The 17030-nt window shown below is 32.7% G+C and carries 8 protein-coding genes; all 8 read right to left on the reverse strand.

Features of this window, described 5'->3' with window-relative positions; translation table 11 throughout:
* Positions 1 to 309: 309 nt before the first annotated feature.
* The 8 genes from Q7P97_RS12885 to Q7P97_RS12915 all read right to left on the reverse strand — a co-directional run bounded on the left by Q7P97_RS12885 (position 310) and on the right by Q7P97_RS12915 (position 16889).
* On the reverse strand, positions 310 to 5631 hold the full coding sequence (locus tag Q7P97_RS12885; RefSeq protein ID WP_303969617.1) for a DEAD/DEAH box helicase: 5322 nt from the start codon (positions 5629 to 5631) through the stop codon (positions 310 to 312).
* Between the two features lie 3 nt (positions 5632 to 5634).
* Positions 5635 to 6555 carry a hypothetical protein gene (locus Q7P97_RS12890; protein WP_303969619.1) on the reverse strand — a complete coding sequence of 307 codons (921 nt, stop codon included), beginning with the start codon at positions 6553 to 6555 and terminating at the stop codon, positions 5635 to 5637.
* The gene (locus Q7P97_RS12895; protein ID WP_303969621.1) at positions 6552 to 8513 is read right to left on the reverse strand and encodes a hypothetical protein; all 1962 of its coding nucleotides are present in this window, start codon (positions 8511 to 8513) and stop codon (positions 6552 to 6554) included. The genes Q7P97_RS12890 and Q7P97_RS12895 overlap by 4 nt, the downstream gene beginning before the upstream one ends.
* On the reverse strand, positions 8510 to 10015 hold the full coding sequence (locus Q7P97_RS12900; protein ID WP_303969623.1) for a competence protein CoiA family protein: 1506 nt from the start codon (positions 10013 to 10015) through the stop codon (positions 8510 to 8512). Before Q7P97_RS12900 ends, Q7P97_RS12895 begins: the two co-directional genes overlap by 4 nt.
* A gap of 556 nt (positions 10016 to 10571) precedes the next feature.
* Positions 10572 to 10919 (reverse strand): DUF3885 domain-containing protein, encoded by a 348-nt coding sequence (locus Q7P97_RS15600; RefSeq protein ID WP_483315734.1) that lies wholly within the window; start codon positions 10917 to 10919, stop codon positions 10572 to 10574.
* Positions 10920 to 11483: 564 nt separating this feature from the next.
* Positions 11484 to 12734 carry an S-layer homology domain-containing protein gene (locus tag Q7P97_RS12905; RefSeq protein WP_303969625.1) on the reverse strand — a complete coding sequence of 417 codons (1251 nt, stop codon included), beginning with the start codon at positions 12732 to 12734 and terminating at the stop codon, positions 11484 to 11486.
* Positions 12735 to 14265: 1531 nt separating this feature from the next.
* Complete coding sequence (locus tag Q7P97_RS12910) at positions 14266 to 14679, reverse strand: hypothetical protein (protein ID WP_303969627.1); 414 nt, start codon at positions 14677 to 14679, stop codon at positions 14266 to 14268.
* 983 nt (positions 14680 to 15662) lie between these two features.
* Positions 15663 to 16889 (reverse strand): S-layer homology domain-containing protein, encoded by a 1227-nt coding sequence (locus Q7P97_RS12915; protein ID WP_303969629.1) that lies wholly within the window; start codon positions 16887 to 16889, stop codon positions 15663 to 15665.
* Positions 16890 to 17030: the final 141 nt, after the last annotated feature.

Here is a 17030-nt window from a genome sequence, read left to right on the forward strand (position 1 = left end):
GATCCTTACTGTCAGTATACATGAATGGGTTCTGACAAATCATCTGCTTTCTCACCTTCTGGAGGAATTTTCATAGATAAATATTAGCTGTGCTTTAGACAAATGTAAGTATTTTAAAAGGTACCTGTGGGAGAAATTAACGTGAATGAATAAACATTCACGAAAGTTCCGTTCACAGGTACCCTTTGCTATATCCTTCAAGACGCGCTACGAGGTAAATGGCCAGTTTTTAACTGGTGAAAATCCTACCCGCTATATGATGCAATCTAGGCTCGGTCGCTCGACCGGATACCTGAAATAAAATAAAATTCAGTTTGTTAGGTTATTTACACTTTCATATAAATTAGGTAAATCAAATTTAATTTCATATGGTGAAAAAAAATAAATATTAGATGTAGAATTTTTCTTTTCAATATTATTTTTCAAACCAATTAATTTTCCATTCTTTATCTTAACAAAAAGATGTTTGTTATGAATTTTAAATTCAGCATAATCCTTACCATGATGCAAATTAAAAGTTTCTTTTACTTTTCTTAAATATTGCTGTTCTTCCTCGACAGGAAACGTTTTCAACTTCCCATGTACTAGATAAGTTAATAATTCTAATCCAAGTGATCGATTTAACTGTTCATGCTTAGTTTGATTTTGATAATTACGTAAGCACTTATAACATGATGAATCACATTCGTTACTACATGCTTCTAATACCTCAAATGTTTCTTCAATAATTTCAGATATTCTTTCTCCAGCTTCATATGAATAACCCGCCCCACCAGAAAGTGTATCAAATAAATATAAATCAACAAATCCTCCTTCTCCATCACGCTGATTAACACGGTAGCCTACAGTTAATTCTTGCGCGTCAATATCTAAGACTCGGCTGGAAGCAAGTATTAATCCTTCCCCTAATGTACAAAGCGCATCACGCAGCCAAAGCTTATTAGCATGAAAATCCAAAGTAGACTTCATAGATAATCGAATTAATAATAGATCTGTTTTAAAAGAATTCCCTAAATAAACTTCATGTATTATTCCATAGCAACTTTTATTATTAGATCCAGATCGTTGAAATGGTTTGTCATGTTTATTTAAGTTGCCAACATAGTTATTCTTTAATATAGGTTCAATAAAACCGCAATCTTCACACATGTTAAAACCACTTTCATTATCTGTACCACGATTAACTATAAGTAATTCTTCATTTTCTCTGTGTACATATTCAATTAATTCTAGTTGATTATAAATTTTTGAATCAATATGATCATCTTTCAATATAAGCTGAGGTGAACTAGTATAACTATACTCTTGTGATGAATCTCCTTTTCTTACTTCTCTGCCTTTCTGAGGTGAAAAACCCTTAGGTATTATATATGGTTTAATTACTAGCTCCTTTTTACAATTTGGACATTTGTCAATCGCTTCTTCTTTTTCTAGTTTTTCAGTAAAATTACATTCATTACAGATTGCTACTTTTTTATCGTAAATATTAATATCTTGGGCTGGTGCTTCTAGATTTTTCGAGAATGGATTATATATTCCGCCAATACGATATGTTTTTTTATTTACAACAATCTGTCTACCTGGTGCATACTCACTTAAAGCACGATTTAGCTCCAGTTGGGGACGTTGTACTAGAATAACTTTATTGTCTTTATTACGCCCTTGAATATACAAACTCGATAGATTTTGTGGAAATGCATACGTAGGTAAAAAACCATAGTTAAACAAAAAATTAAGCAATAATTCATCAGGATGTTTTTCTGTTTGTTTTTCATTTTCTAGTTCATAATACTTTTTTAAGTTTTCTTCTACTTCGAATTCAAATTTATCTATTAAGTCTTGTTCAAGATTTTCCGCAGCTTCTTTTACAAGCTTCCATTTATCATCATCATTTTCAATGGATTGTTCTGGTATAATGGCAAAAAATTCAGGATTATTTTTAAACTTAATTTTTATCTGCTTTTGAACCCACTCATTAAAATCATTTAGCGAGAATACTGAATAACCTTTAAAAAAGTCAATAGTTGTACCTAAAGCCTCAGATATATCACTAGAACTTTCTCCATCGTTATCAGCACATTCATGGAAATATGTTTGGATTAAAAGTGCATGAATATGTCTTTTAATTATTTTTTTGTTTTTTATATAAATAAGTGCCTCTCTCGCATCGCCACTAATAATTTGCTCTGGATGATTAAAATAATAATTGTCATGCGGACCGTCTTGGGCATAGGTAACTACAGTAGAAATTGATGATCCACGTCGACCCGCACGACCTGCACGTTGTTGATAATTTTCACGTTGTGGGGGAATATTTCTCATTCCAACTGCAGTTAGCGAGCCTATATCAATACCAACCTCCATGGTAGTTGTACAACTTAATATATCAACAATACCTAAATCCTCATCTAATACAATATCTTGGAATGCCATTTCATATTGTTCAGTAGTTGCAAAAGCTATACTAGTATCTTTTTGTGATAATTGGGCTGTATGCTCTTCAACTGATATGTTTGTTATGTTTTCTCCTTTTAAAACTTGAGCTATCGGCGTTCGCCAATAGCCCTTTTCAGCGCGAAGTATATCGCTTTCAGGTAATAATTTTATAATTGATAAAGAGTTACAATTAGGACAGCTTTCATTTACAATTACAGCGTTAATTTGTTTACACGCCCCACATTTATACCAAATATGGTTTATACCATCTTTAATCTTTAATTTATTAAGATCTAAAAAATACTTGTCAGATCTAGATCGACATAATTTTTCAAAGAGTAATTTAATCACTAACCGCGAATTTTCTTCTCCTACATAATTCCTGATAATTGAAAATAGTTGATCTGACACACTATTTATATTTCTTCCCCACTCGGAAGAATCACGATAAAACCCAAGAAGTTCTCTTCTTTCATATGTTTCTAAATCTATATCTACAGCTATATTATCTAACATTTCTTTAATAAATAAAATCGTTATATTTTCAAGATTTTCTTTACTTATTAAATCATGAATATCTCTACTATAAACACGTTTTAAATTTGCCGGTACGACAATACCAGTTGTTGTATCATATATTGAATACCCCGGCTTTCCAATAACCTCCAGCATACGTAGTTTAAACTCTTTACGAATAGATATATCTATATCATCATCAGCTTCTTCAAATACTTGTATCAAATCTGGCCCATGTTCATTAAAAAATTCTTTGACATAACTATCTTTGTCCCTAACCAAGTCTTTTCTCTCTTCCTGTGAAAATAAATACAATTTATTGGTATGCAAATAGTGTAAAATCGCGGGATATATATGCTTACCTAACTTAGCTCGAATATCGCCTTTCTCAAATTCATATGACGCTTTTAATACCAATTGACGAACAGAATCTTTCTCTACTTCTTCAGGTATATCTCGTGCCAAGCGTGCAGCCTTTTGGCGACCATCTGAAAATATTAATACTTTACGTCCTTCATTAATGTTTTCTCTTTTCCCTTCGACTGGAGGTTGTGTTATAAACTGTTCACGAATTAAGTTCGCAAAAGGTTGCTCACCCTTTACCCGAAGATCACGAATATTAAATTTCGCATTCTTTAAACAACAAGGACATTTTTCAAATGAAATAGCATCAGAATAAAATTTGTTGTGTTTACGACTTGATACTTTCTCTACTGATTTATAAACTTGTATAAATTCTTTATTCTTTTCGTTATCGGGCGGTATATTCTGTAAATAGCCTGTTTCAATATGAAGCCATAGTGGTGTTATAGTTTCACTCTTAACATTATCATGAGGTTTCTCAATTAATAAATGTATTTCTCTTAATTTCTCACTTATAACACCGTGACCACTCTCATTCCATAAATATTTTGGAAATTCTCCCATTTCATTTACATAACCTCTAATAAATGCAGATCCACAATATCTATGTGTTAATACTTCATATACTCTACCGTTACAATCACACGTCAATCGATTATCTTCATATAGTTTTCCCAGTGTTCCTACTTCATTACAACTTGAACATTCGTGATTTATACAGGTATAAATTCCAGTGACACCCCTAAAAAACATATGAACTCTTGCTGGTAATAATACTCGTCCATTTTTATTTGCTGTATTTGCTAGAAGTAGGAGATTACTTACAGCTTTCTCTGCACTCTCTTTAAGTTCTAGAGGATATAGTAATGAAATGATTTCATTGAATGAAGTAGCATTTCCGCTTATTTTTTTAATGACTTTTTCTAAAGGTTCCCATCCATCTAAATTATCATATAAATATTGTGGAAATTCTGTAGCGTTAGAAGGCGGAGAAGTCCAATTGAGACTTTCAAAAAAAACGGCTAGTTTTTCAATGTTATCACTATAATCGCTTTTAATATTAATCAGGGCTTCTGTATTCATATTCAATAAAATATTTAGATTGTTTTCTGTTGTATAAGTCGTTTTTCTATTTTCTTTTACACCCTTTATTAATTTGTATTCACGTTTATCAGGCTTCCCTGTTAATTGCTCCGCAAATTGAATTGCTCCTTTTTCATCATCTTCATTTCCTAAGCTCGCGGAAGTTAAAATACATTTCATTCGATTACGATCAATACCTAATCGTGATTGTAAGCGCCTTATTAGTAACGCAACTTCTGCACCACCAGTACCTCTATACATATGTGCTTCATCCAAAATTAAAATAAATTGATTTTCGTCACTTGCAGCTAACCAATCTTTTGTTTGTTTCCATATCGAACGTTCTATTGGTCGCATTAACATATATTCAAGCATAGAATAGTTAGTAACTAAGATATCAGGCGGGCAGTCTTGCATTTCATGTCTAGTAAATAGTTCCGAATCTGTTGATAACCCCTTATATCTACCTTTACTATTTTTCTTTGAATTCTTAAACGCATTTAAATCTTTTGCCGGCCACTTGCCTCTATCTTTCATTTGTTTTACTTCTTCAGGTTTATTATTTTCCAATTCGGAATAATAATTTAATATATCATTAAGTTGATATTTATCTTTATTTGGAGAATGTGATCCTGCATAAGGTGTCCGCGAAGTATACATACCGAATTGAGGATTTCTATCAGCAGCTTGAGAAAATAGTTTTTTAACCCTATCATCTCCAAATAATTTTCTTAACCTTGTCATTTGGTCACTAACTAATGCATTCATAGGATAGAGGATTAAAGCCCTAACAGATCTTTTTTCAAATTGAATTGGTCGTTCAACAGCTTCTATATACAATGTATTCAATATTGGATGTAAGAAAGACTCTGTTTTACCAGAACCAGTTCCAGTAGAAACAATAATATCATTGTCTTCTTGTAAAAAAGCTTGCATCGCAATTTCCTGATGTAAATACGGCTTTGGATATACACCTACTGATTTTTCAAAACGAGACAATTTCATCATTAATTCTTTCGATATTTCTGGAATGTTCATACTTTCATATATATTGCCAGACTCGTATACAGGCGTAGACTCAATGTAGGGCTCTGTAGATAGTGTACCTTTTTTATTTAATAGTATTGTACGTTTTTTTTGAATACTACTTTCACTGATTGGATATTGTGTTTCAATATATTCAGCTAATTTATGATGTAGACGATTAGCAATAAAAGTAATTGTGTAGTCCAACTTTCATCTCTCCCTTCTTAATTCACAACGAGATAAAATATGCTCAACATTAAATAAATTGTGTGATTCAAATATATATTGTTTTGGCCATTTTGCAAATTCAGGTGTTGCAAATATTCTTAAAAGTAGATGTTCTTCTTTAGGAAGTGAACAATTAATATTTAATTTCATATAGTTCCCTTCAATAGGAAATATATTAAAAGTAAATACTTTGCTTTTCTGATAATTCAACGCTAAATATAGGCGAATATAATGTGAATGACTCTCTATTTCAGATGCTTTCCATTGAAAACCGTCCCAAGATGCGAAGAATTTATCAATTTTTTCAGAGTTTCTAAATTTTCTATTAAAAAATAAAATATAAAATTCATTTTTAATTAAGTGATTATTTTTTTTTACTTTTAACGCTCTTGATTTAGTAAAATATATTATTTCTGATGGTTCTTCATCTTCTAGAGCTCCAAGTTTATTCTCATATACTTTTAAAATTTGACTAAAAGTAGGTCTATGCAAGTATTCTTTATATGACAACGCAATACTCATAGGATTCTCAATACTAATTCCCATCCCAAGAGTCTTATCATTTGAATTTTGTTTTAATGAACTAATTTTAAAATAATTTCCATCTGGCATTAACACACATCTTTCTGGTGGTAATGAATAAAAACCGTTACCTATATTTAGAATTTCGCCTACATCAACAAGATAGTTAATAAACTGCATTTCTAAGCTTGGCTTTTCTTTATTAAAAAATGATTTAAAAATGATATCTTCATTATTAAATAATCTAATCAATATCGTAGTTATTCTTTTTATATTTATTGATTCCGTTTGAAATTCTTCACAAAAACTAGCTAATAAATTTTTTGTATAGTTACTGTAATGATTAAGTTTTCTTTGCACAAGTAAATAATGGTCAATCATATATCTTTTCCATTACCTTTTGACATATAAAATGATTGTTTAAATAATTTGTAACACCATTCAAATAACTCTTCTTCATTTGGAATAAAGGTTACCAACTGATTAAGCCAAACAATCAAATTTTTTGGTGACTTGAGATCTTCATCCTTAACATCTTCAATCCAATGATTAAAACGTTTGTATATTCCGTTGCTGAATTCAGAGAATTCAAGATCATCAATCGACGTTAAATACAATTGACCAGTTACAATTTTACTTAAGTACTTTACAACAACTGGTTTTCTAATATAATCAGCAGATTTAATTAAAGGACTATTAGGCATTCTATCTATAAAGTCATCTGCATCTTTCAAAGAATCCAATGTTATAATAATGATATTTGAATTAAGTTTCTCATCGCGCCATTTTTGTTCTTTGATATAGAGTGGCAATGAATAAAATGCAGAAGTTACATGAGGGTTACTAATAATCATTGCTTTTACTAGCTCTAACGAATTGAATTTTTCATTCTGAATATTTAAATTGTTTAAGTTAAATGTTTCTATCTCTGGTATAATTGTTATGCTTTGTGATGAAGCGATACTCTTTGTAATACATTTAGCTAATATTAAACTATTTTCTCCATAAATTAAAATGGGCTCTTGTAATTTTAGTGACGTTAAAATCGTGGAAGATAGTTTTAATTCATTGTCTTTACCACCAAAGATCTTCAAATTTTCCTGTAATAATCTTTCAAAACCTATAATATTGTATATGTATTCACTTTCATATGAATCACTGTTTGAAAACAAGGAGTTACTTAAAGTTTGTTCTTTAATTGAAGGTTTGATTGTTTGAGATTGCGGGAGAGAAGATGTTGCCAATTGTTCAGCATAAACTTCTGCAAACTCAAATTGCATATCATATATTTTCTTATTCATCGTCTCTTGTACAGTATTAAGCTGAAGATCAACAGTTCTTAGTCTTTCCTCTTTTATTTCAGCTTGTATTGTAAGATCATTTATATATTGTTCTAGTTTAGTAATATTTTGCAAAAGACTATTGTTTTGCAATATAAAATTTTCATACTGTTCATCAAATCTCTCTCGAACTTTTGTATCTATGACATTCCCACTTGCCTCTAAGTTCAATAATCTTTCGGTGAAAGTATCTTGAGTCTCTTTATCTAATGACTTATTAGATATCAAATTTATAGTTCTGTTAATTCTCTCTTTTATATGAGGTTCATATTCATTAACTTCGCTATACCATTCTTTTAATCTGCTCGTCACTTTTCTTGTAATTTCACCAAATTCCTCATATTCTTTTAATTGCTTTAATACATCACTTATAACTCTTTGGTCAGTTGCTAAGTCAATCCATCCTTTAATATTATTGTCCTCTATTTTTTCTATACAGAAAAGTCGCTCCTGATTTTTAAAATGATCAAATACTCTTGTTATATTTAAATCTTGTTTGTAATAACCTACAAACTCATAATCTTTAACTATATATTTCTCTTTTTGCAATTCAAGTTTGACCGGGCCAATAATATAATCATCTGCTGTTCTGAAATAAATGAAATCAGATGGTATAAAAGAGAGTGATATACCTTTTAATAGATTTTCCGTTATTAAATGTTTGCTTTTCTCAATTGTTTCATCTAAATCTATCACTTCATATAAATCTAAATTCATAACATCTTTCTCAAGAGAATACTTCGAAAATTTAGGGTTTCCTTCTTCGAAATAAGTAGCCTCAATCAATTCACATAGTTTAAAAACTTCAGATTGTGGAGCTGTATATGAATTTGGAACAAAGACTTTTCCTGAGTTTGGAAATACTGATAAAAGCGAACTTTCATCTATAGGTTCTAATTCGCCGTTTATATATATTCCGTAGGGATATGCTCCAGCAGCATATATAATTCCAGCTTCTTTATTAACACTTACTCTAAATACTTTTAATAATGCTATCATTTATCTTCCTTCAACTCCCTGATATAATCAATTACTGGTTTTGGTATTTGGAAGCCATTATAATTAATTAGATATAACAATTTTCTTTTATTTTTATAATTACTATCAATCACCATTTGTTTTAATGAAATTAACTCCTGTATTGAATAAATGCCTTTAGGAAACATATTTACTCTTTCATAGTAAGACAGTAATTTTTCATAATCCCATATGTTTTTTTTAATATTTTGTTTTGTAATTTTCAAACTCCAAATTGTTGGTATATCTATTCTGAAAGGTGCTTTTAAACCACTTAAATCATTAGTGTTAACTTTATAATCAATTTCATCTTTAGAGCTAACGCAAAATGAATGGGTACTGCTAACTGAACATACATCTTTACAAACTATTTCTCTTTTTTTATAAATAACTTCATTATCATTTATTTTAATAGAAAATAAAGATTTATTGGAATGCACCACTTCAGGAAGATATCGGAGAGTTATGAACTCTGTTACTACTTGATCCATATAAATTATATAATCTCCTTGTCTAGAAAAATTAATTTCAACAACATTATTTTTATTTCCGAATAATTCAGAAATACTTGAATCTGGTGAAATTACAATAATTTTCTGATTAAAGGTAGATACTTTAATATTTGATATTTGTAATTCGACGAATGGTTCAGATACTTCATAAGTTGTTCCAATTTTCTTGAAATTCGAAGGTTTTATCAAGTCGATATGACATCTAACTTGTGTTAATTCATAATCCAAAGTTCTACCAAACCATTCTATTAAATCCTCCGAAAATTCTGTAGGCATTATTAAATCGTAAATATGGTAAACGGAATATTTAAGATAGCTTATAACATCTAAAGATTCATGGATGCTCAAATTATATTTAGTTACTACAAAAAATCTATCTGACAAAGTAATTTTTTGATATGGAATACTAGTAAATCTTCCTTGAATTTCCTTAAAAATTAGAGATCGGTTTTCAAATGGCAGGAATCCTCCACTAATTTTTAAATCTAGATTATTTTCCTTTTCTAAGTTTGAACTAGTTAATGTGTATTTGTTAAGTAAAGGAACTTCTATTACATTATTATTTCTACTTGGTAATAAATTCACTATATTGAATTCAAAGTCTACTATTTCTCTACAACTATACGAATAGTAACTTTTCTGGATCTGATTTAAAGTTATCTCTTTATTAATCAAAGGAAACTTCAAAAAGAATTTATAGTCTTTTGAATTTCTTTCTATGATTAATCTAACACCTTGGTTTGCAACTGTTTCCAAGTTATATACATTATCTATACTTAAACTATTAGAATATAGTTCGCACAATTCTTTTGAATAGTTCTTTTCACCTTTCATATGACGAAAATGTGATACCATTACTTTTCCTGGATAAAAAATCACTTGACATCTACAATATGGACAGTAATACTTCAGTCCAGATACAGCGTTTTTCGCTTGAATTAATTGCTTTTCTAATGTATAAGCAAAATCCAATAAAATCACCTCTCACAATTCATGGTTATATGTGCCTGTATAAATATGTTATTATAGAAAAATGAAATTTAAAAAAACAAAATTTATGTATTTTTCTACTTAAGATCTATTTAGTTAAGTGATTATTAATACATATATTATGCTAAATTTCAATAAAAATACTCTTAAATCATATCTTCAGATTTGCTATATATTTTACTTTAATTTTAAATATTGTATGGTAGTTTCTAACATTATTCTTAGCAACTAATCTTTCTACTGGATAAAATACACTACCCTGCCACACACACTAATCAGCACTGACCACAATCGGCTACCACTTTTTCATCAGTCCATATTCCCTACAACACATCCACCTTTACGATAATTATCCAGATCAGCATCATATCCGTAATCTCCACACCCATCTCTTGTCTATTATCGAGCACGATAAATTAAACGCTTCTCTGCTTCCGCATGCTCTACATACTCCGAAAACGCGAGGACTTTCGGCATTAACCAATCCGCTACGACCCGTCTCACGGAATTTTTTGGCTAAGTAAGTAGTACGCGTCTGCTAGTGATTTACTAAGGTAAAATGCAATCCAAACAGGTCGTTTGGATTCCACCACGAATAATTTAAATTTAAGGACATGTTTTGTTTGCAAATCGCCTTCAGAAGTGACGCATATTGGAAATCAGAACGAAGGCATCTCAGCCTAAAGCGATGTATGCGATAGCTCTCGTTTTCATTCTCTTCTAGAAAGTTCTCATATTGTAATCGGTACAATACTGATTTCTCTTTCACATATCTCGCAAAGATATTCAACTTCCGCTGCAGGGTAGATCCTTCTCCAAGATCGTAAACGTCTTCTACAGGATACAGCTTATCTCCAGATGCTTGGAGCGCTTCGAATAAATCCATAGCCCGTCGCTAGTTCTCTGTTAGTTATAAAGGTTTATCGTGAATTCTGAGAGAACTTTCGGTCACGCCGAATTTTAATTTAGATAGTTGTTTTTCATGAGTAAAAGAGTGAGATCCAAATTTTTAGGTTGGAGAAGTCGTTTTCCAAGAAATTAGTTGGTGTCATTTGGTTGGTTCGTTCCTTCTTTCCTTCTTTCTTAAAGGTAACTTCTTCAACATATTCATACTTTTTCATTTGAATAATTACCATTTTCCATTACAAGTATTCTTTATTTATAATTAATTAGCTTTTCGTTCGCATTGCGACCGCAGGAGCTCACTTTCTTCTTAATAGATCCTTCATTTCTTAGCTTGTACATATTTGATTCACTTGTTGTCTTGGTTTGATCAGCAGCGTTTCAGAAAGACAATCACCGCAGTAATAAATGCTTGTGCTATAAATGAAATCTCTTACCACTTGGGAATTTGACAGGAATCACTTGTCTTCTTTAAAAGAATACCAGGTCGTGATAGCATTCTGAATAATGTTGTGACTTGATGCTTCAAATCATGAAATATTGTTTCTTAATATCTCTCATAATAGCCGTTATCTGACCGCACCTCCACAGTACTGCGTCCATAACTTGACTGAACGTCAAACCTATATTTATTGTACGTATACATTTCTCCGCTCTTCTCATCTCGACTTCTTGCTTCTGACTGGGAGATGAACTGTATGTAAACTGGCTTATAATATGAATAATTACGAATCAAGATCTGCTTCACTTCGTCTTGTGTTAACTCAAAATTTCGTTTGCCGATTCGTGTGTACGTCATATCGTGAATCTTCCATTTTTCTGTTTCCTTTTTAAATATATAATCAACGAAGACTCCACCTGATACTGGTCCATCTGAATCAAGCAAAATCGTGTTGACTATCAACGTGTCTTTGCTTGATTGCGAATAATTAAGACGAACAGACAACTCCGATATATAATAAGGAAAGAATGACGTATCACATTCAAAGCACACATACTTATAGTCCGGTTTCATTTGTATGTCTGTGAATCTCGCAGTGGCATAAGGTAGTAATTGTGAACGTATTTCACTGAACTTTTTATCTGCCAAAAATCCCCTAATCATTACGCCTTCTACTTCAGCTGGCATGCGATTCAAAAGATCTAGCACTTGCTCTCTGCTAACCGTTCCAGATTCGACAGGTGTGACACCAACTTCCAGCGCACGGCTTAAAAATTCCGCATAATGCGCACGCGTAACAGGACGGTTTGGATGAAACTTACCGTTATTGCCATATGCTACGCCATTTGCCAGTAAAGCATTTGCGTGGACAAAGCCCCAATGATCCATATACATATCATGGAAACCACCTGTCCATTCATCCAAACGAAAACGGAACGCTAAATCTAGAATTTTTGCCATTTGAATCCGAGTTATTGGTGCATTCGGATTGAATTTCTGATTCAATCCGCCGCTCACGATTCCAGCTTGTGTTAGATTCATGATTGGCTGATAGTATGGGAGGTTCAGTGGTACATCTTTATAGATCAGCTTCTTACTTGCTTTTGGCAGTTTCAGTGCCTTGTCGAGCAGTGACGCGACATGTTTACGGCTGATCGGCTCATTCGGTCGGAATTTGCCGTCGGGATAGCCGCTGATAAATCCTTTCTTCTCCATTTCTTGAATCGCTGCATAGTTGGGATGCTTCTTCGGTACATCTTTGAACTCTTTTGCGGATGCCTGTCCTATGTTTATGAAAGTAATGGATAAGATGAATAGCATTGTAGTACAAAGAATAGTTTGCAGTAGTTTTTTCAAGACCTCACTCCTTGTAAAATTTTGTTTAATTATTAAACTCATATGAAAAACACTGGCACATTAAACCTTGATTTGTATTAGAACTTTGTTCCTGAAATTTGCACTCACCTTAAATGCTAAAAATGATTCTTTGTGTATAATTAGATCTCTTCAATGTAATTAATATATTAATGTTATTTTTAACCTTCTATTGTAGATATACATAGGTCAGTATTATGAAGAGCACGGTAATAAGAAGTATAATATTAAACCTTCTCTTGTTCATAGGTTCTTTAACTTTCAAAAAATCATATCCACAGTACCTACATGATTTGGCAAATGTTCCTGCTTCTTTATGACATCGTGGACAATTATCACCTACATTTACAGGAAGTACAGCACTACACTTCTTGCAATCTCTTATGCCTACTAGATTGTAAGTATTGCACTTATTGCAATTTGGCATATCCTACCCTCCTTCTACAAATAGTAATTCAAGATTTTTTTATGATTATTCACCAATACACTTAAATATAATAAACAAATTAAAAATAGGATTCTAAGGATGAAACATACTTAAAAATACTATTTGCGTTCATCTCTTCTCTCAAGAACTATGTTTTACAAGAAGAATTTGCAAAATCCCGCAATTGTAATTATATAATATTCCAACTAAACATAGAGCCTCCGCGAGGATGAGTAACAAGCCATAAATCCAGAGATACTAAGGTCTGGATTTGCCTGCGAAAGCTATTATCCACACCACTTCAAGTAAAGTTGCAACGCCGAGTTGGCTTGCAAAACTACGTACTTTCATTTTGCACTATACAAAACATATCAAACATGCTTTTTTCATTATATATTTTGTTACTCTGCATCCTCAGACTTACCCTAATCCTCAATGTCCTTCAGGTAGTTAACTGTACCAATTCTTTCACCAGAAGCCGCATTCACTGAATGTATTGTCACGTCCAACTTGTCAGAAGTTACTCTATCAAACAGTTGATAAAACATACCCGTCATACCTAAACCTAGTATAACGAATCCGTCGAAACTGCTCTCGAGTCGTTCTCTTGATCAACAACCATTGAAAATTCTTGTCTTAGGTAATATCTTTGATAGAAGAAAACTCTTTATGCTGCCTAAATCATCCGTATATTCAATGATGTTTTTTTCATCTCCGTCATTAATTCTTGATTCTTTGCTTTAGACATTTTATACGTGATCGTATCATCTGAATTTACAGTCGCACTCTTCATTTCACTTCCTTCTGCGTTTACTGCTACTTCGTTTAGCTCTTCATCATGGGAAGAAAGATTTCGGTACGGTTATTTCAACCTCTAGCAAACCTTTATCTACCGCCACTATTCTACTCGTATCTCCTGAGTTTTTTACTTCATACACTTTTTCACTTTGCTCTTTATTGCCATTCTTCTCTTTATCTTACAAACAGCAAGCTATGAAAATCAGCAAAGATAATACTAGAGTAAGTAGGCCCTTCTCATTTTCACATCCCGTTTTAAAATCACCAGTGCCAGTTATATGACTTAACCTACATTTCAGTGACCTTGCCTTTAATATCCTTAGGGAAGTTAGGATAGAAAATCTCAAAATCTGCTGTATTGTTCGGATTCAGACTTACTTGTAAGCTCTCTTTTAAGACAGCTACTAATTTCCCTTCACTATCATAAAGACCGGCAGCCAACCGAATATCGTCTACCAATTCTTTATTCGTATTATCTACCGCATTCCACATTGCGCTATCACCGAGAAATGCTGTTTCGCTAGGTGAAAGTACATTAGGAACAGGTGTGCTCATATCTGAAGTGCCCACTATTGACCCACTATCGTCAACAAAGTTAACTTGTGCAGAACCTAATTCTGCAATTGCGTCGCCAGTATTCTCTATTTCTTCGCTATAGTTTGCCAAAATGATACTTATGCTATCTTTCCAAAAATGTACCACTTGATCTACTACTTCGATACTAGCTTGCTACGCAACTTCTTTTTCTTTTCTTTAAACTAGTTCCTTTGGAATTGGTGCTTTGAAGTTATCTCTAAGCTTGTTGAAGATTTCAGTATTAGTCCTTCATACTCAGGACTAATACTGTAGATCAATTTAAGAACTTCATCTTCTTTTCAAAAGCCAATATAACTTTACGAAGATGCCTTTCTGTATTTTCTACATTAAGTAGTACAACCTTCCCTTTGGTTCCATCATCATTAATAATAGCTGAGCTTTCAATCACTCTTATATTTTGACTGTCATTTACTCATTTCTAATGAATTAATCATTTCTTCATAGTATGCTCTTTCATCACTATGGACATTTTCATCAAGAAACATTTCTTGCTCTCCTTCATTCCCCTTAACAAAGAGACTATAAAACTCCAAAGAAAATTTTTCCCTCCCGATTTAAATTTATTTTTTCTGAGGTATCTAGATTCTTAGCTTTTACTCAATTCGTTGACGTTGTTTCTTTGGCTTCTCCACAACCCAATAACAATGAGATAGACTTGCAGTTACAATTAGAGTTTTTCTCATTACCTTTTCCTCACCCTCTTTTTTTTCATTTTACATGAATTTATTTAACATAACAGGATTTTTGTACTAGTTAATAGATTTATGTTAATTATCTCATTAAAAAAACATTTTATGATAATAAAGCATATTAAAATTTAGATACTAGTGTAAATAGATTCATTATTTTTAATGCACACAAAGTCCATATCATGATTATCTCCTAAACAAAAGTACCTGACCCTTAAAATATATTAAATGAATCACGATCTGGTACATTTATAATTTTTATTTTTTCTAAAACATAACTGTCCTTCACTTAAAGCTTTTATACTCATAAAAAGAAGCGCCAAGCCCCAACACTATGCTGAATTGTGTCGGGACCTGGCACCCTTAACTTTAATTGTGTCGGAATCTGGCACCCATAACTTACTTGCTGGCATTCATTTTTGTTGTCTCAATTTCATAGTACAGCTTATGCTTAGTCGGCGCTTTCACATCCACCTTATAACGCACTTCTTTTCCGTTAGTTAAGCGGACTGTCGCGATATAGTTGCCATGTCTATTGACGCGAATGAACACATCCGGTGAATCGGTATATCCTTCAAAAGCCATATTGTCGGATATTACCACTCCATCGGTTTGCGCGAAATGAACACTTTCGACTTTTTCACCCGCTGCCATTTTCAGCCGTACACGAGTCTTTAAGATTTCACTCGGATGTTGAAGCTCGATCTTCAATCGACCGTTTACCTTTTTCACATCGACATAATATTTATTGTAATACCGTTTAATGTTTTGCGCTTCCATGCCATAATTACCACCGACTTGAAGTGTTCCTCTGCCCTCTTTAAGTGGCGTCAACTGTAAGCGGTCACCTGTATAGCCATCCGGTGTTTGTCTGCCTTTAATGATCGCTGCATGATAAATTTCAGAGTTTGGAATGAATTCATCTGTATCCTCATCCGCCATGATTTCCGAAAATCGCATCATCAGTCCAGACTTATCGCCTTGCGTTTTTATAGAATACGTATCAGGATACACGCGCTCCGTTGTCAGCATCATTTTAGAAGCTTGCCCTCTTGTTACGAATTCATTGATGCCGAACCTCTCCGGCGTAACTCCTGAAGTGATGCCGAGTTTATACAGAATCAACACATTGGCACCGTGTGAATTAGTCGATTTCACATCACGAAAAGGATTTTCCTTAGCGATGAAATCAAAACGTGGCAAGTCATACGCTTTGACAAGAATAGAAGCCAGTTGCCCACGTGTGACAGGATCATTCGGACCGAAATTGCCTTTCGCATAGCCTGACATGATTTCAAGTTCCGCAAGCTTCGCGATGGAATTGTAATAGCCATTCGCTTTCGAAACATCCTTAAATCCTGGATCCTGTACATAATAATCCGGGTTTTCTTTCAGCAGCTTCACGATGATCGCTGCAGCTTGCCCGCGAGTGATGGGATTGCCTGGTTTGAACAGGCCGTCCGCATACCCCGTAATAATATGACGTTCTGCCAATTCATTAACCGCCTCCGCAAAGTGCTTTGTTTCAGGCACATCTGTGAACTTCTGGTTACTAGTGGCCATACTTGTTAATGGCAAGCTCAGAGCGAGAGCTACCGTACTAAATGCTATCCAGATCTTTTTCATTATGTTCCTTCCTTTCTGTTCTGTAATCATAAGTCGACGTACAGACGCTAAATTTCCAATATAGTTTCAAATATTATTATTATTTTTTTTGATATAATAGGGTTGGTATATATAGGTAAATAGAATCTTTTAAGTAGTGTA

Origin of the sequence: Sporosarcina ureae (assembly GCF_029267015.1) — a bacterium.
Lineage (GTDB): Bacteria > Bacillota > Bacilli > Bacillales_A > Planococcaceae > Sporosarcina > Sporosarcina ureae_D.